Below are 16921 nucleotides of genomic sequence, written 5' to 3' on the forward strand. Positions count from 1 at the left end.
ACTAATGCGTCGAAGGGGAGATACGTGGCAGGTAAGAAGACCAATGAGGACATCAAGCTTTCCGACGAGCTCAACAAGGTCGTCAAGGACCTCGTGGGCAGCGCCAAGAAGAGCGCGGCCCTCACCGAGGATGACATACAGGTCGCCCTGCGCGACATAGACGTCGACGATGACGAGCTCTCCGACCTCTACGATGCGCTGCGCGCCAAGGGCGTCGAGGTCACGGGCACCGGCGAGACCCCCTCGGCGGACCCCGCGCTCGCTGGCGATGCGACTGAGGAGGACTTCGACGAGGATGACGACGACGAGGAGGAGTCCTCCCGCGACGCGTCCCCCGACGACGATGAGGGCGAGTCCGAGAGCGCCAACGAGGCCAAGGCCGTCAAGGAGGCCCTGCGCGCCGTCCCCAAGGCCAAGGCGACCAAGCCCAGGCGCTCCTCGCGCGCCCGTGCCCGGCGCCAGGACACCTCGACCGTCATGCTCACGGGCGACCCGGTGCGGATGTACCTCAAGGAGATCGGCAAGGTCGACCTGCTCACGGCCTCCGAGGAGGTCCACCTTGCCATGAAGATCGAGGCGGGCTGCGACGCCACGGGCAAGCTCGAGGCCGCCGAGGCCGAGCTCACCCGCGCCGAGCAGCGGCGCCTCATGCGCATCGAGCAGGTGGGCCTGGATGCCAAGCAGCAGCTCATCAGCGCCAACCTGCGCCTGGTGGTCTCCATCGCCAAGCGCTACGTGGGACGCGGCATGCTCTTCCTCGACCTCATCCAGGAGGGCAACCTCGGCCTCATCCGCGCCGTCGAGAAGTTCGACTATACCAAGGGCTTCAAGTTCTCCACCTATGCCACCTGGTGGATCCGCCAGGCCATCACCCGCGCGATTGCCGACCAGGCGCGCACCATCCGCATTCCGGTGCACATGGTCGAGACCATCAACAAGCTCATCCGCGTGCAGCGCCAGCTCCTGCAGGACCTTGGGCGCGACCCCACCCCCGAGGAGATCGGCGACGAGATGGGCATGTCGCCCGATCGCGTGCGCGAGATCCAGAAGATCAGCCAGGAGCCGGTCTCCCTCGAGACGCCCATAGGCGAGGAGGAGGACTCCCAGCTCGGGGACTTCATCGAGGACTCCAGCGCCGTGGCACCGCCCGAGGCGGCCTCCGACTCGATGCTGCGCGAGCAGCTCGACCAGGTCCTCGACGGCCTGGCGGACCGCGAGCGCAAGGTCATCAAGTTCCGTTTCGGCCTGGAGGACGGCCACCCGCGCACCCTCGAGGAGGTCGGGCGCGAGTTCGGCGTGACTCGCGAGCGCATCCGCCAGATCGAGAGCAAGACCCTGGCCAAGCTCCGTCATCCCAGCCGCAGCGGACGTCTGAAAGACTACATGGAGGAGTGATCCTCGCGTCGAGGCGTCAACTGGAAGGCTAGGACTTCATGAACGATCAGCGCATTGCCGTGCTCACGGACACGGGAACCGATGTCCCGGCTTCCTTCGCGGCCGCCCATGACGTCCGCGAGGTTTCCTTGCTGGTGAGCTATGCGGAAAAGACGTATCGCTCGGGCGTCGACATCACCACGGACGACGTCGTCGATCGCATGCCGGGCGAGGTTCCCACGACGAGCCTCCCCAGCCCCGACGACGTCCGTGCCGCGCTCGGGCGAGCCCGCACCGACGGCTACGAGCGCGGCGTGTTCGTGACCACGGCGAGCGGCCTCTCCTCGACGTGCTCGGTGGTCGAGCTCGTCGCGCGTCAGAGCGACGATTTTCCCACCTTGGTGGTGGACAGCAGGTCGGTCGGCATCGGGGCCGGCTTCGTGGTCATGGAGGCCGTTCGCCTCGTCGAGGGTGGCGTCGCGTTCGACGAGCTGCAGGGCCGTCTTGAAGTCCTCAGCTCCGAGACGCGCATCTTCTTTGCGATGAAGGACCTCGCATACACCCGTCGCGGCGGGCGCATCAACGAGGCCACCTATCGCCTGGGCACCGTTCTCAACATCAAGCCCATCCTTTCCTGCGACGAGCAGGGGCGCGTGATCGTCCTCAAGAAGGCACGCGGCTGGGAGAGAGCCCTAGCGAGCGAGCTGGAGCTCGCGCGGGAACGAGCAAAGAAGTTCGGGAGCGTGGTCTGCTCGGTGTGCTGCACCAAGACAGAGGACCGAACCGCGGAGCTCATGGCCCGCCTGCGCTCGTGCGTCTCGAATCTCTCCGACGTCTTTCCGAGCGCGCTCTCCCCGGACCTCGTCGTGCACACCGGCCCCGCCCTCGTAGGCATCGCAGTGCGGCCGGAGACGCTCTAGGACGTTCAGGCGGGCCCGTCGGCAAGATCAGGTGCTGGCCTAGGGTCTCGTCCTTCTCGCCAGGGCAGGATTCGCATAAAAAAACCAGCGAAAGAAATCGCTGGTTCGTATGAATTCTAAATGGCTCCCCGGGCAGGATTCGAACCTGCGACACGCTGATTAACAGTCAGCTGCGCTACCACTGCGCCACCGGGGAATGAAGACGCTTCCACGCAAGGAATCAGTATACCGATGCGCGAGATTGGCGCAAGGGGCAATTTCCGATTTCTTCGCGGCACCCGCGTGGACGAGCCCCCGCTCTGCCGTTTTCATGACCCGCCATGCGCTGTGCTAGGATTTGCAGGTCACGTTGCATCACCCAAAGCACCGCTCGGCCCGACCGGGAGGAATCTTGAGCCAAGACATCACCGTCACGGACGGCCCCGCGCACGTCTCGAGGAGAAACGACAAGGACCGCTTCATCCTCGAGCAGCTCGTGACCAAGGACTTCAAGCTGCGGTACCGCCGCTCGGTTCTGGGGGTGGTCTGGAGCGTCTTGAACCCCCTGCTGATGATGATCATCATGAGCTTCGTGTTCAGCTACTTCCTCAAGGGCTCCTCGGTCGCCAACTATCCGCTCTACCTCATCGTGGGCAACGTCACCTTCAGCCTCATGAACGAGTCCACGAGCGCAGGTCTGCGCTCCATCATCGACGCCGCGCCGCTGCTCAAGAAGGTCAAGGTGGACCGCTGGGTCTTCCCGGTCCAGAAGGTCCTCTCCGCCGCGGTCAACTTCGCCTTCTCGCTCATCGCGGTCGTGATCGTGATGCTCTTCTATCGGATTGCGCCCACCTGGCACCTCGTCTGGATGATTCCGGCCCTTCTGCTGCTCATGGTCTTCTGCATGGGCGTGAGCATGCTCATCGGCGCCCTCGCGGTCTTCTTCCGCGACATGATCCACCTGTGGAGCGTCCTGCTCACGGCCTGGACCTACCTCACTCCCATCTTCTGGGACCTCTCCCTGCTGACGAACAGCCCCGACGTACCGTGGCTCGTCCTCGCGGTGGTCAAGGCGAACCCCATGTACAACTACCTCGACATGATGCGCTGCGCCATCGTCTACCAGGCAAGCCCGGGCGCCATCGTGATCGTTCTGGCCGTCGCCTGGGCGCTCGTCGCCCTTCTTGCGGGCGTCCTGGTCTTTCGCAAGGTCGAGCACAAGTTCATCCTCTACATCTAGCATCCAAGGAGTTATCCGCGCATGGCTGAAACCTCCCCCGAGTACGCGATCGAGGTCAACGACGTCTCGATGATCTTCAACATCGCGAGTGAGCAGCTCAACAACCTCAAGGAGTACTTTATCAAGCTCATGAGGCACGAGCTGTTCTTCAAGGAGTTCAGGGCCCTCGACCACGTGGACTTCAAGGTGAGCCCCGGCGAGGTCGTGGGGCTCGTGGGCACCAACGGCTCTGGCAAGTCCACGATGCTCAAGTGCATTGCCGGTGTGCTCGAGCCCTCCGAGGGCTCCGTCAGGGTGCGGGGCTCCATCGCCCCCCTCATCGAGCTCGGGGCGGGCTTCGACGTCGACCTCACAGCCCTCGAGAACATCTACCTTAACGGAGCCCTCCTGGGCTACTCCAAGGGGTTCATCGACGCCCATCTCCAGGACATCATCGACTTCGCCGAGCTCCAGGACTTCATGGACATGCCGCTCAAGAACTACTCGTCGGGCATGGTCGCGCGCATCGCGTTCTCCATCGCCACGGTCACGGAGCCCGACGTCCTCATCGTCGACGAGACCCTCTCGGTGGGTGACGTCTTCTTCCAGGAGAAGTGCGAGCGCCGCATCCGCGAGTTCATCGAGTCCGGCAAGGTCACGGTCCTGTTCGTCTCCCACTCGCTCGAGCAGGTCGAGCGCATCTGCCAGCGCGCCATCTGGATCGAGAAGGGCGTCCAGCGCATGGACGGCCCGGTCGTCGAGGTGTGCCAGGCCTATCGGGCGCAGTTCGGCTAGGGGCGCGTCGGGACACCATGAAAAAGCTCGAAAATAGGCTCAGGGGGACTTGTCAGCAGTTTTTTCGCGACCTGTTGAGTATTGGTCGGGGTGAGCCCAGGAAAGCAGCAGGTCAGAGGGTTGGCCATTTTCTCTCTACTTGGGGTGAGCTCAAAAAACTGCTGGCAAGTCCCCTTTGGGCCTTCGCCGGGCACCGTTGAGCCATCAGAAGATGCCCAACGCGCATCCAAACTCGTGAGGACGCCGCAAAAGGGACAATTGGCCCTTGTGGACAGGGAAACTTTGGCGTAGAGTGCTCTGGAACCTTTAAGTCGGTACGAGATACCCTCAAGGTCAGTCCTCGGACGCTTCATATGCCTTTCTCGGGTGCCTCGTGCCGCGCAAGTGGTAGGGCATCTTTTTTGTAGGAAGGGAGTCCCATGGAACAGGCCACGCTTAAGGCCCAGATCATGGACGAGCAGGCTATGCGCCGCGCGCTCACCCGCATCGCCCACGAGATCATCGAGAGAAACGAGGGGGCCGACCATTTAGCGCTCGTGGGCGTCGTGCGCCGCGGAGCTGTCATCGCGCCCCTGCTCGCAGACGAGATCGTCAAGATCGAGGGGGTCCGCCCGACCGTGGGCACCCTCGACGTGAGCTTCTATCGCGACGACGTCACGCGCGCCATCCAGCCGGTCATGTTCAGGACCGACATCCCGTTTGCCGTTGACGGGGCGGACATCATCCTCGTGGACGACGTGCTCTACACCGGCCGCACAATCCGCGCCGCGCTTGACGCCCTCATCGACCTCGGGCGCCCCAAGACCGTCCAGCTCGCGGTCATGATTGACCGCGGCCACCGCGAGCTCCCCATCAGGGCGGACTACGTGGGCAAGAACGTGCCCTCCTCCCACGAGGAGGACGTGCGCCTGTGCGTGAGCCCCTTCGACGACAAGACCTCGGTCGAGATCTGGACCAAGCCGACCGAGCAGCACGAGGGAGGTGCCCGCTAGATGCTATCCGTCAAGCACCTGATCGACACGACGAGCCTCACCGCCGACGACATCACGCAGATCCTCGACACGGCGCGCTCGTTCTCCGAGGTCAACAAGCGCGCCATCAAGAAGGTCCCGGCCCTGCGCGGCCGCACGATCGTGAACCTCTTCCTCGAGCCGTCGACGCGCACCAAGAGCTCTTTCGAGCTCGCCGAGAAGCGCCTGTCGGCCGACAGCCTCTCCATGGGAGGGGCCACGTCCTCGGTCGTCAAGGGAGAGAGCCTGGCCGACACCATCGAGACGATCGACGCCATGAGCGTCGACATGTTCATCTGCCGCGCGAAGCTCGCCGGCACCCCGCACAAGATCTGCGAGCACACCGACGCCGTGGTCATCAATGCCGGCGACGGCAAGCACCAGCACCCCACGCAGGCGCTGCTCGACCTCTACACGATCCGCGAGAACTTCGGCCACCTAGACGGCCTCAAGGTGGCCCTCGTCGGCGATCTCTCGCACAGCCGCGTGTGCGGCTCGCTCGTGCCCGCGCTCAAGACGATGGGCGCCGAGGTGACGCTCGTGGGCCCGCCGACCTTCCAGATCGCCGACCCCGACTACTTCGGCGTGCCCCAGACCTCCGACCTGGACTCCGTGATCGCGGACATGGACGTGGTCTACATGCTGCGCGTGCAGCTCGAGCGCATGGAGGGCGCCGCGATCCCGTCCCGGCGCGAGTACAACCGCCTGTGGGGCCTCGACATGAGCCGCGTCGACCGGATGCGCCCCGAGGCCATTATCTGCCACCCAGGCCCCATGAACCGAGGCATGGAAATCAACGCCGACGTGGCCGACTGCGCCCGCTCGAGGATCCTCGCCCAGGTGAACGCTGGAGTCCTCGTGCGCATGGCCGCAATGTACCTGCTTCTGGGAGGAGAGAACAATGGCGTTTCTGCTTAGGGGTGCCCACGTCGTCGACCCGCAGGTGGCGCTCGACTGCGTTCGCGACGTCCTTATCGACGAGGGACGAATCCAGGCGGTGGGGGAGGACCTCGCGCGTCCCGCTGGCGCAGAGGCCATAGACGCCCGCGGCAAGTACCTCGTGCCCGGCCTCGTGGACATGCATGTGCACTTCCGCGACCCCGGCTTCGAGTATAAGGAGACCATCGAGACGGGCAGCCGCGCGGCCACGCATGGAGGCTTCACCGACGTGGCCACGATGCCCAACACCGACCCCGTGAGCGACACGGGCGCCGAGATTCGCTACCAGATCGACCGCGCCCATGAGGCGGGCCTGTGCCACGTGCGCCCGATCGGGGCCCTCACCCGCGCCGAGAAGGGCGAGTCACTCGCCGAGATCGGCGACATGGTCGTCGAGGGCGCGGCGGCCTTCTCCGACGACGGCCACGGCGTGCAGGGCGCCGGCATGATGCGCACCTGCATGGAGTACGTCTCGCAGTTCGGCCGCGTCGCGATCGCCCACTGCGAGGTTGAGTCCCTCACCGCCCATGGGGTCATCAACGAGGGGCGCGCCTCGACGCGCCTGGGCATGTTCGGCTGGCCCGCCCTGGGCGAGGAGCTCGAGATCTACCGCGACATCGAGCTGTGCAAGCTCACGGGATGTCCCCTGCACATCGCGCACATCTCCACGGCCAGGGGCCTCGAGCTCGTGCGGGCCGCCAAGGCCGAGGGCCTGCCTGTGACCTGCGAGGTCTGCCCCCACCACCTGTTCCTGTGCGAGGACGACATCACGGACACCTACGACACGAACCTCAAGATGAACCCGCCCCTGCGCTCGGCGGCCGACGCGGCCGCCCTCGTCGAGGGCCTCGTGGACGGCTCCATCGACTGCCTCGTGACCGACCACGCCCCCCACGCCCCGCACGAGAAGAACTGCGAGTGGGAGATCGCCTTCTTCGGAACCATAGGGCTGGAGACGTCTCTGCCGCTCATGCTCACGAACCTCGTCGGCCCGCAGAAGATGAGCTGGTCTCGCCTCGTCGAGGCCATGGCCGTGGCACCACGCGAGATTCTGCGCCTGGAGCCGGTGCGCCTCGAGGCGGGCTCGGCCGCCGACCTCACCCTCATCGACCCGACCGCCACGATCGAGGTCACGCCCGACTACTTCGAGAGCCGCTCCAAGAACTCGGCCTTCCTCGGATGCACCCTTACCGGCGTGGCCACTGACGTCTTCGTCAACGGGCGGCGCACCCTCACCGACGGCGTCGTCACGTCGCAGGGGAGGTAGGGCCCATGCCGACCGGCCAGACGGGCCTTCACGACGTCGCGGTCGCCTCCAACGAGCGCGTCGCCGAGAAGCTCTTCAGGATCGTCCTGTCCGCCCCCGAGCTCGCGTCCGGGCTCCGGGCCGGGCAGTTCCTCGAGGTCGCGGTCCCCGGCGACGCGAGCCAGATCCTGCGCGTGCCCCTGTCCTTCTCGCGCGCCGACGCGAAGGCGGGCTCGGTCGAGATCATCTACGCGCTCGTCGGCGACGCCACGCGGCGGCTCAGCCGCATGGTGCCCGGCGACGCCGCCACGGTCGTGGGGCCGTGCGGCAATCCCTGGCGCGTGCGTCCGGGACAGCTCCGCGCGGCGCTGGTGTCCGGGGGCGTGGGCGTCACGCCGATCGTGGCCTGCGCGGGAATGCTCGCGGACGCGGGCGTGCCCTTCGACGCCGTCGTGGGGGCGACCGACGCGAGCCGCCTGTGGGGGGCCGACGAGCTGCGCTCCCTCGGCGCGTCCGAGGTGGTCCTCACGACCGACGACGGCTCGGCCGGCCTGCGGGGGGTCACGACCGACGGGCTCCGGGCTCTTCTCGCCGGCCGCGCCTACGACGAGGTCTACGCCTGTGGGCCCGAGCCCATGATGGCCGCCGTGGCGCGTCTCGCCCACGAGGCGCACGTGGGCTGCCAGGTCTCCATGGAGCGCATGATGTCGTGCGGGTTCGGCGCCTGCGGGACCTGCAACGTCGCCCTCGCGTCGGGCGGCTATGCCTCCGCCTGCAAGGACGGCACCGTCTTCGACGCCGAGGAGGTGGCATGGTGATGGGCGCACGAAGCGTCTCCATGGCCGTCGACCTGGGCGGCGTCAGGATGAAGAACCCCGTGTGCACGGCTTCGGGGACCTTTGGCTTCGGCTCCGCGTTCGAGGGCTTCTTCGACGTGGGGCGCCTCGGCGCGATCACGACCAAGGGGTGCTCGGCCGAGCCCTGGCAGGGAAACCCTGCCCCGCGCATGTGCGAGGTCCCCTCGGCCATGATGAACACGGTCGGCCTGGCCAACCCGGGCGTCTGCGGCGTGGTCGAGGGCCAGGGGGCCTACCTTGCGGACCTTGAGGGGCGCGGGTGCCGCGTGATCTTCCAGGTCGCGGGCCACTCGGTCGAGGAGTACGCGGCCGCCGTCGAGCTCGCCGAGGAGCACGCGCCCTGGGCGAGCGCCTTTGAGCTGAACGTCTCCTGCCCCAACCTCGCACGCGGGGGAGCGCTCGTGGGCGGCACGCCCGAGGACGCCTCCGAGGTCGTCCGCGCCGTGCGCCCGCGCACGAGCCGCCCGCTCCTCGTGAAGCTGGCCCCCGTCCGCGTGGCCGAGGTCGCGCGCGCCTGCGAGGACGCCGGGGCCGACGCCCTCAGCCTCATCAACACGATCAGCGGCATGTCCCTCGACGTCCACACGAGGAGGAGCCGCCTCTCCCGTCCTACGGGGGGCGTCTCGGGCCCGGCCATCCACGCCATCGCGGTCCGCATGGTCTGGGAGGCCGCGCACGCCGTCTCGATTCCCGTAAACGGCATGGGCGGCGTCGCGGGCGTGGAGGACGCTGCCGAGATGATCTTGGCCGGCGCCACCGCGGTGAGCGTGGGAACCGCCAACTTCTACGACCCCACCTGCGCCTCGCGTCTCGTCGACGGCTTGGCGGCATGGGCCCTGGAGCAGGGGGTCACCACCATCAACGATCTGATTGGAGCCGCCGAATGCTGAGCTACGAGGAAGCGAGCGACAAGGTTATCGTCGCCCTTGACTGCGACCGCGCGCGGGCCCTCGAGCTCGCCGAGCTCCTGAGCGGACGGGCGCGCTGGGTCAAGGTGGGCATGACGCTGTTCTACGCCGAGGGGCCTGTCGTCGTGGATGACCTGCGTGCCCGCGGCCTGTCCGTCTTTCTGGACCTCAAGATCTACGACATCCCGTTCCAGGTGCAGGGCGCGGTCCGCGCGGCGTCGCTCACGGGCGCAGACCTCCTCTCGATTCACGGCCTGGGCGCGTCGGCCATGATCCGCGCGGCCCGCGCGGGAGCCGAGGAGGCCGCCTTTGAGCGCGACGGCGCGCGCACGAGGCTCCTGGCGATCTCGGTCCTCACGAGCATGGGCGCCCGCGCCCTCGCGGAGGTGGGCATCTTCGACCCGCTGCCCCGGGAGGTCTCCCGCCTCGCCGCCCTCTCGCACTCGGCTGGTGCCGACGGCCTCGTCTGCTCGCCGCAGGAGGCTGCCCGGATGCGCTCCCTGCTCGGCCCCGAGGCCCTCATCGTGTGCCCGGGCGTGCGCCCCGCCGGTTCGGCCTTTGCGGACCAGAGGCGCGTCGCCACGCCGTCGCAGGCGCTGGCCGCCGGGGCCTCCCAGCTGGTCGTCGGCCGTCCCATCGCGGGGGCCGCAGACCCGGCGGGGGCCTTCGACGCCATCTGCGCAGAGCTCATGGCATAGGTGGCCGACCGCCCCCCTGAGCTGCGAAAATGCGGGGCCAGGTACGTTTGTGTCCCTCCCGGCTTGTGGAGGCTTGCCTCTGACCTGCACTTTTAATGGATGAGGCTTGCAAAACCAGAGATAAATGGGCACACTAGGCACTGCGAGTTTGCCGTCCGCCTCGGCGGGGCAGCTTATTGAGACGTTCGATGTTTGGAGGAACATATGGCTCTACCCCAGCTTACTGACGAACAGCGCAAGGCCGCCCTCGAGAAGGCCGCTCAGGCCCGTCACGCGCGCGCCGAGCTTCGCGAGAAGATCAAGAGCGGCAAGGTCACCCTCGAGGGCGTCCTCGACTCCGACGATCCCATCGCCAGCCGCATGAAGGTCTCCGCCCTCATCGAGTCCCTGCCGGGCTACGGCAAGGCCAAGGCTGCCAAGATTATGGACGAGCTGGGAATCTCCGCCACGCGTCGCGTCAAGGGCCTCGGTGCCCGCCAGCGCGAGCAGCTCGTCGAGGCCCTCTCCAAGTAAGTGACCAGAGAAGCCCGACTCTTCGTCGTCTCGGGGCCGTCAGGCGTGGGCAAGGGAACGCTCGTGGCGCGCGTGCGCGCCCGCCTCTCATGCCTGGGCCTGACGGTTTCTGCGACCACGAGGCCCCCGCGCGTCGGAGAGATCGACGGGTCCTCGTACTACTTCATGGACGATGCCGCGTTCGAGCGGCGCGTCCAGGCGGGGGAGTTCCTGGAGTGGGCCTGGGTTCACGGGCACCGCTACGGGACCCTCAAAAGGGAGGCCGACCGCCTCATCGCCCAGGGTCGCTCCGTCATCTTGGAGATTGACGTGCAGGGTGGCCTCAGCGTGCGTCGGGCCCATCCCGACGCGGTTCTCGTCTTCATCGAGCCGCCCAGCATGGCCGAGCTCGAGCGACGCCTGCGCGGGCGCGGGACCGAGGACGAGGCGTCCGTGTCGCGCCGACTGGCCGACGCCCGCAAGGAGATGGAGCTCGCCCGCAGCTACGACGTCCGCATCGTCAACGACGACCTCGAGCGGGCGGCCACGGAGCTGGCACATGTGATTGAAACGTACGAGACTAACGGAGGTCCCTCAAAAGATGTCTGTGATCAAGCCTGAGATCGACAACCTGCTCGAGAAGACCGAGCACAACCCCTTTCTGCTCTGCTCGCTCGCATCCAAGCGCGCCTGCGACATTAACAACATGGTCCGCGGCCAGCACCTGCGCGTGACGGCCATCCAGGACTTCGACGACATCACCACCGTCGTCTCCGGCAGGGACTCGGTGTCCGTCGCCATGCAGGAGATCGAGGACGGCACCCTGGGCTTCGTCAAGGACGACTTCGACGAGGACATCAAGGGCGCGAACACGATCCCCCTGTAGGAGCGCCATGACGCAGAGACTCTGCCTCGTCCACTACCACGAGATCGGCCTCAAGGGCAAGAACCGCGCAATCTTCGAGAACCAGCTCGTCAAGAACCTGCGCCGCGCCCTCAAGGCGTTTGACGTGGCCGCGATCGCCCGCATCTCGGGCTACGTGGTCGTCGAGTCGGCAGACGCGCACGCGAGCGAGGAGATGGCGGCCGCCATCCGTCGCGTCCCCGGCGTCGCGCGCGTCAGCCTGGCCTATCGTTGCGGGCTCGACGAGGGCGACTACGTCGCCTGCGCCATCCGCGCCCTCGGAGAGTCTGGCGACTTCGCGAGCTTCAAGGTGCACGCGCGACGCTCCGCGACGACCTACGAGCGCCACAGCATAGACATGAACCGTCTCGTGGGCTCGGCTTTGTGCGAGGCCTTCCCGGACAAGAAGGTCGACGTCCACCATCCCGACGTGACCGTGGTCGTGCACGTGGTCCAAGGGTCGACCTACGTCTACGCCGCCTCCGCCCCGGGCGTGGGCGGGCTCCCCGTGGGCACGGCGGGCAAGGTCGTGCCCCTCCTATCGAGCGGCTTCGACTCTCCGGTCGCCACCTGGATGGTGGGACGGCGCGGCGCCACGTGCGTCCCCGTGCACTTCTCGGGCCGGCCCATGACGGCCGACACGAGCGAGTGGCTCTGCCAGGACATCGTGGACGCCCTCGCGCCCTCCGGCGTGGTGGGGCGGCTGTACGTGGTCCCGTTCGGCGAGCGTCAGCGCGAGATATCGCTCGCGGTTCCGCAGAGCCTGCGCATTATCATCTACCGTCGCGTCATGGTTCAGGTGGCCGAGCGCATAGCGCACCTCGAGGGCGCGAAGGCCCTCGTCACGGGCGAGTCGCTCGGGCAGGTCGCCTCGCAGACCCTCGAGAACATCGCGGCGGTCGACGAGGCGGTGAGCATGCCGGTGCTGCGCCCGCTCATCGGGTCGGACAAGCAGGAGATCATACGTCGCGCGCAGGAGATCGGCACCTACGACATCTCGTGCCAGACCGCGCCGGACTGCTGCACCCTCTTCATGCCCCGTCGCCCCGAGACCCACGCGCGCATCGCGCATGTCCTCGAGGCGTGGGAGAGCTTCGACCACGCCGCCATGGTCGACGAGCTCGTGGAGCGAGCCGAGTGGCGCGACTTCTCGCAGTGCCCCTCCTACCGTCCCCCCCGGGCGGACGAGTACCGCGCGCGTCACGCTGAGCTCGCCGGGGCTCGCAAGGAGGGTGAGCGGTAGCCCTTTCGCCGGCGAGCGGCATCCCCCTTGCGGATTGCGTACCTCGAGCGCGCCCCTCTCTAGCAGGGGCGCGCTTCTTTTGTGTCAGCCTCCCCAAAGAATGCGGGAAGGTCCGCGGCGAGCCTGCTCACGTTGCCGGTCCACGGGCCCTCCCGGCGGCGCATGCTGGAAGCGGGAGGTGGGGCTCGTGGCACAGGTGCGCGCGAGAGGGGCACGGAGGCTGGCAGGACGCTATGGAATCCTGGGGCGCCCCGCCGTGGCGGTCGCGCTCGTGGCGCTGCTCGTGGTCGGCGTCGGCGCGCTCGCGTGGGTCGCAGCGGGCCAGCGCGGCCTCGTGGTGGAGCGCGTGGACGAGGTCGCGGAGGAGCCGGCGGGTGCGACCGTGGAGTCGGAGGAGCCCGCCGAGCCCGAGCCGACGCTCGTCGTGTACGTGGACGGGGCTGTGGCCGCACCGGGCGTCTACGAGCTTTCGGGCGCCCCGCGCGTGAACGACGCCCTGGTCGCGGCGGGGGGCCTCTCCGAGGGGGCCGACGTGTCCTCCCTGAACCTCGCCGCCGCGCTCCGGGACGGGGAGAAGGTCCACGTCCCCGTCGAGGGGGAGGCCGCCCCAGTGGCCGACGCGACCGGCTCCGCGGACGGCGTCGCGGAATCGGCCGTCGCCGCCCCCGTTAACCTCAACACGGCGAGCGCCGAGGAGCTCCAGGAGCTTCCAGGGGTGGGGGAGGCGACCGCGAGGGCCATCGTGGAGGACCGTGCAGCCCACGGGCCCTTCACGGCCCCCGAGGACCTCATGCGGGTCTCGGGCATCGGCGAGAAGAAGTACGCCAAGCTGGAGGGGAGGATCTGTGTCTGAGGGGGCCGCGGCGCCCTCGCGCCCGGCCATCCCACCGGCCTTCTGGGCCCTCGTGGCGCTCGTTGCCTGCGAGCGGGTCGCGCTGCGTCTGGCCCCCGACCCGGTCGCGCTCGCGAGGGCGACCGGCATCATCGGCGCGCTCGTGGCCGGGGCGCTGGGCCTTCTCGCGCGCACGCCGGCGCGTGCGGTCATCCCCCTCCTCGCGGTCTTGTCCTGCGCCCTGGCGGCCGGCGCGCTCGCCTGCTCCCTCGAGCTCGCGCGTCAGGAGTCCGTCGGGCGCGCCCTCGCGTCGGGCTCCGTGTCCTCCTGGGAGCTTAGGGTCGCGGGGGACCTGTCCGAGGGGGCCTCGGGATGGCAGGGCCGCGCCGAGGTGCTCACGGACGGCCGCCGAGCGGGCTCGGTCTGGCTCAGCGCCCCCGAGGAGCTCGCCTTCGGCTCCACGATCACGTGCGTCGGGCGCTTCTCGGCGAACGGGGAGGACGCATGGGGCGTCTCCTCGCGCATGCAGGGGCTCGCGGGGAACGTGCGGGTCGTGCGCGTGCTCTCCCGCCGTCCGCGGGGAGGTCCGCTGGGGACTCTCGAGGGGCTGCGGGGCGCGGTGCTCGCGAGCTTCGACGCGCCCTCCTCGGACGCGCGGGCCCTGCTTGCGGGGAGCGTCTGCGGCTCGTCGGCAGCCCTGCGCTCGCGCGGGCTCGACGACGCCTTCGCGGCCTGCGGCGTGGCGCACCTCGTGGCGGTCTCCGGGGGCCACCTCGTGCTCGTGTGCGCGCTCGTAGGGTCGCTGCTCTCGCGCACGAGCCTCGCTCCGGGCGCCCGCGCGGGGGCGCTGCTCGTCGTCTCCGCCCTCTTCGTGGCCTTCTGCGGGGCGCCGGTCTCGGCCGTGCGCTCCTGGGCCATGTCGCTCGTGGCGTCGGCCGCCGAGCTCGTGGGCAGACGTGCCCACCCGCTCTCGTCGGCGAGTGCGGTGGGGATTGCCCTGGCGCTGGCCGAGCCGGGGGTCTCGGGCCAGCTCGGCTACCTGCTCTCCGTCACCTGCGTGTGCGGCATCTGCCTGTTCGGGGCCTATGCGCGCTTTCTCGTGCGCCTCCTCGTCGGCCGCGCGCGCCCGCCGCGTGGGATTTCGCCGCCGGCCTCGGCCGCCCTTGCGCGCGCGTCGGCCGAGGCCGTCGACGCCCTCGCCCTGACCCTCGTCTCGCAGGCCGTGACGCTTCCCCTCACCTGCGCGGTCTTCGCGCAGCTGTCGCTCGTGGCACCGCTCGCCAACGTCCTGCTCGCCCCGCTCTTCTCGGTGCTTCTGTCCCTGGGGCTCGTGGCGGCCTGCCTGGTGGGCGCTCCCCTCGCGCAGGGCGTCGCGCTCGCGTGCTGCGACGCGGTGGGCCGCGCGTTCGTGGGGCTCCTGCGGGCCCTGGCCGCGCTGCCGCTCGCCTCGGTGCCCGTGGAGGTGGAGGAGGGCCCTGCCCTGGCCCTTCTCGCCGGCGCCTCGGTGCTGCTGCTCGTCTGGTGGCCGCGGCCGTCGCGCCGCGCGCTCGTCGGCCTCACGGGCGTCGCGGTCTCCTGCGTCCTCGCCTGGTTCTTGCGCTGGAGGCTCCTCGCGCCCGCGTGCGTGCGGGTGCTCGACGTGGGGCAGGGCGACGCCATCCTCGTCACCGACGGCGCGCACGCGGCGCTCGTGGACACGGGGCCGGACGCCTCCGTGGTCGAGGCGCTGGCGCGCGCCCACGTCTACCACCTCGACGCCGTGCTGCTCACGCACCTGCACGACGACCACGTGGGCGGCCTCGACGACCTGCTCGCCGTCGTGGGGGTCGACCGGCTCGTGGTGGCCGAGGGGGTGGGCGGCTCCACCGGCGCGTGGGACCTGCCCGTCTCGGAGGTGGGCTATGGGGACGCGCTCGCGGTCGGGGGCTTTCGCCTCAGGGTCGTCTCGCCGACGGGGCCCGTGGACGGCACCCACAACGCGGACTCGGTCGAGCTCGCGCTCTCCTTCGACGACGGGACGCGCAGCCTGACGGCGCTGCTCAGCGGGGACGCCGAGAAGGACGAGACGGGGGCGGCCCTCGCGCGCTGCGACGTGGGTGACATCGACCTCCTCAAGGTGGGCCATCACGGCTCGGAGGTCTCCCTCACCCAGGAGCAGGCTTGCGCGCTCGACGCGGAAGTGGCGGTTGCGAGTGCGGGGGAGGGCAACTCCTACGGTCACCCCGACCCCGTCTGCGTGGAGGCACTCGAGCGGTCGGGGTCGCTCTTCCTGTGCACCAAGGATGTCGGCGACGTCTGCGTCGAGCCGGGGGCCGAGGGGCCGCGGGTGAGCTGCGAGAGGGAGGCCCCCGGGGAGGTGCTACCATGGTGATTCATGAACCGACGGCCCACGACTCGCGAGGGGGGACAGATGGCACAGGGCGCGGCGCTGCTTCCGGCGTACCTGGCGGTGGGCCCCGACGAGCTCAAGCGCAGACAGGTCGCGGCCCGTCTGCGCGCCCGCGTGGACGAGGCGTTCTCCGCCTTCGACATCGAGGAACTCACGGCCTCGGCGAACCTGGACCCCGACGCCGTGGTCTCGTCGCTCAACACGCTGCCCATGGGGGGGTCCCTGCGCGTCGTCGTCATAGAGGGCGCCGAGAGGCTTCCCAAGGCGGTCTCGGAGGCCCTCGTCGCCTATCTCGCCGACCCCAATCCCCGCTGCACCCTGGCGCTTCTCGCGACGACCCTCGCCAAGACGACCCGCCTGTACAAGGCCGTCGCCAAGATGGGCCCCAAGGCCGTCATATCCTGCGCGGCCAAGAGGGGGCGCGACCTGCCGCCCTACGTGCAGAAGCTCGCCTGCTCCCACGGCGTCTCGATCGATGCGGACGCCGCGCGCGAGCTCGTGGCACGCGCGGGGGAGTCCACCACCATGCTCGACACCCAGATTCGCTCGCTCGCGGCGCTTCTCGGCGGCTCGGGCGCCATCACGCGCGCCTTCGTGGAGGAGCACGTCGCCCGCGTCGCCGAGGTCAAGCCCTGGGAGTTTCTCGACAGGGTCTCGGAGCGCGACGTCGGGCACTCCCTGGCCCTCTATCACCTGCTCGACGGGTCGGCCCTGGGGCTGCTGTCGCTCGTGACCACGCGTCTCACGGAGCTCGTGTGCGCCCGCTCGCTCGCGGCGCGTGGCCAGCCCAACCTCCTGGCGGGCGAGCTCAAGAAGGCCGACTGGCAGGTCAGAAACCACGTTCGCTGGACGCGCGGGTTTTCCGACGGGGAGCTCGAGGGGCTTCTCGGCGCCTGCGCGGACGCCGAGCGGGCGCTCAAGTCAGGTGCTGACTCCAATGCCGTAATGGTCCCTCTCGTCGCGCTCATCTGCGGGGCCACCACTGCCCAGTAGCCCGAGCTTAGGAATCTGACGGGCATGCCCTGGCAGAGGGCATGAGACTCGCGCGAGAAGGACGAGTCGCACGGAACAACAGCCTGGTCAAGGGCGTCCGCCCCGCTACCTGCGATCGCCCAG

The 16921-nt window shown here is 68.9% G+C and carries 17 protein-coding genes and 1 tRNA gene; 17 read left to right on the forward strand and 1 reads right to left on the reverse strand.

Annotation, left to right across the window (positions count from 1 at the left end; all coding sequences use genetic code 11):
* Positions 1-24 precede the first annotated feature (24 nt).
* Positions 25-1395, forward strand: coding sequence for an RNA polymerase sigma factor RpoD (rpoD, locus tag INP52_RS04430; RefSeq protein WP_194372739.1), 1371 nt, complete (start codon positions 25-27; stop codon positions 1393-1395).
* Positions 1396-1433: 38 nt separating this feature from the next.
* Complete coding sequence (locus INP52_RS04435; protein ID WP_194372740.1) at positions 1434-2294, forward strand: DegV family protein; 861 nt, start codon at positions 1434-1436, stop codon at positions 2292-2294.
* Positions 2295-2415: 121 nt separating this feature from the next.
* On the opposite strand, the gene INP52_RS04440 is transcribed toward INP52_RS04435, so the two are convergent.
* A tRNA-Asn gene (locus INP52_RS04440) sits at positions 2416-2490 on the reverse strand.
* A 195-nt stretch (positions 2491-2685) separates the two neighbouring features.
* Here INP52_RS04440 and INP52_RS04445 point away from each other — a divergent pair.
* The 15 genes from INP52_RS04445 to holA all read left to right on the forward strand — a co-directional run bounded on the left by INP52_RS04445 (position 2686) and on the right by holA (position 16798).
* Complete coding sequence (locus tag INP52_RS04445; RefSeq protein ID WP_228478418.1) at positions 2686-3513, forward strand: ABC transporter permease; 828 nt, start codon at positions 2686-2688, stop codon at positions 3511-3513.
* 21 nt (positions 3514-3534) lie between these two features.
* Positions 3535-4287 (forward strand): ABC transporter ATP-binding protein, encoded by a 753-nt coding sequence (locus tag INP52_RS04450; protein WP_194372741.1) that lies wholly within the window; start codon positions 3535-3537, stop codon positions 4285-4287.
* Between the two features lie 419 nt (positions 4288-4706).
* Positions 4707-5279: a bifunctional pyr operon transcriptional regulator/uracil phosphoribosyltransferase PyrR gene (gene pyrR, locus INP52_RS04455; RefSeq protein ID WP_194372742.1), complete on the forward strand. Its 573-nt coding sequence runs from the start codon at positions 4707-4709 to the stop codon at positions 5277-5279.
* Entirely contained in the window at positions 5280-6215 is a 936-nt protein-coding gene (locus tag INP52_RS04460) for an aspartate carbamoyltransferase catalytic subunit (protein ID WP_194372743.1), read from the forward strand.
* Positions 6199-7503, forward strand: a complete 1305-nt coding sequence (locus INP52_RS04465; RefSeq protein ID WP_194372744.1) for a dihydroorotase — start codon at positions 6199-6201, stop codon at positions 7501-7503. Before INP52_RS04460 ends, INP52_RS04465 begins: the two co-directional genes overlap by 17 nt.
* Positions 7504-7508: 5 nt before the next feature.
* A complete protein-coding gene (locus INP52_RS04470) occupies positions 7509-8300 on the forward strand; it encodes a dihydroorotate dehydrogenase electron transfer subunit (protein ID WP_194372745.1) in 792 nt (263 codons plus the stop codon).
* Positions 8294-9229: a dihydroorotate dehydrogenase gene (locus INP52_RS04475; protein ID WP_408647697.1), complete on the forward strand. Its 936-nt coding sequence runs from the start codon at positions 8294-8296 to the stop codon at positions 9227-9229. Before INP52_RS04470 ends, INP52_RS04475 begins: the two co-directional genes overlap by 7 nt.
* Entirely contained in the window at positions 9223-9945 is a 723-nt protein-coding gene (gene pyrF / locus INP52_RS04480) for an orotidine-5'-phosphate decarboxylase (protein WP_194372746.1), read from the forward strand. Before INP52_RS04475 ends, pyrF begins: the two co-directional genes overlap by 7 nt.
* 204 nt (positions 9946-10149) lie before the next feature.
* Positions 10150-10458: an integration host factor, actinobacterial type gene (gene mihF, locus INP52_RS04485; protein WP_194372747.1), complete on the forward strand. Its 309-nt coding sequence runs from the start codon at positions 10150-10152 to the stop codon at positions 10456-10458.
* On the forward strand, positions 10459-11058 hold the full coding sequence (gene gmk, locus INP52_RS04490; RefSeq protein WP_194372748.1) for a guanylate kinase: 600 nt from the start codon (positions 10459-10461) through the stop codon (positions 11056-11058).
* Complete coding sequence (locus INP52_RS04495) at positions 11039-11323, forward strand: DNA-directed RNA polymerase subunit omega (RefSeq protein ID WP_194372749.1); 285 nt, start codon at positions 11039-11041, stop codon at positions 11321-11323. The genes gmk and INP52_RS04495 overlap by 20 nt, the downstream gene beginning before the upstream one ends.
* A 7-nt stretch (positions 11324-11330) precedes the next feature.
* Positions 11331-12584 carry a tRNA uracil 4-sulfurtransferase ThiI gene (gene thiI / locus INP52_RS04500; RefSeq protein ID WP_194372750.1) on the forward strand — a complete coding sequence of 418 codons (1254 nt, stop codon included), beginning with the start codon at positions 11331-11333 and terminating at the stop codon, positions 12582-12584.
* Between the two features lie 187 nt (positions 12585-12771).
* Positions 12772-13437 carry a helix-hairpin-helix domain-containing protein gene (locus tag INP52_RS04505; protein ID WP_194372751.1) on the forward strand — a complete coding sequence of 222 codons (666 nt, stop codon included), beginning with the start codon at positions 12772-12774 and terminating at the stop codon, positions 13435-13437.
* Positions 13430-15787: a ComEC/Rec2 family competence protein gene (locus tag INP52_RS04510; RefSeq protein WP_194372752.1), complete on the forward strand. Its 2358-nt coding sequence runs from the start codon at positions 13430-13432 to the stop codon at positions 15785-15787. Before INP52_RS04505 ends, INP52_RS04510 begins: the two co-directional genes overlap by 8 nt.
* 39 nt (positions 15788-15826) lie before the next feature.
* Positions 15827-16798: a DNA polymerase III subunit delta gene (holA, locus tag INP52_RS04515; RefSeq protein ID WP_194372753.1), complete on the forward strand. Its 972-nt coding sequence runs from the start codon at positions 15827-15829 to the stop codon at positions 16796-16798.
* The last annotated feature ends 123 nt before the right edge of the window (positions 16799-16921 follow it).

The organism is Thermophilibacter immobilis (genome assembly GCF_015277515.1).
In the GTDB taxonomy this organism is placed as follows: Bacteria; Actinomycetota; Coriobacteriia; order Coriobacteriales; family Atopobiaceae; genus Thermophilibacter; species Thermophilibacter immobilis.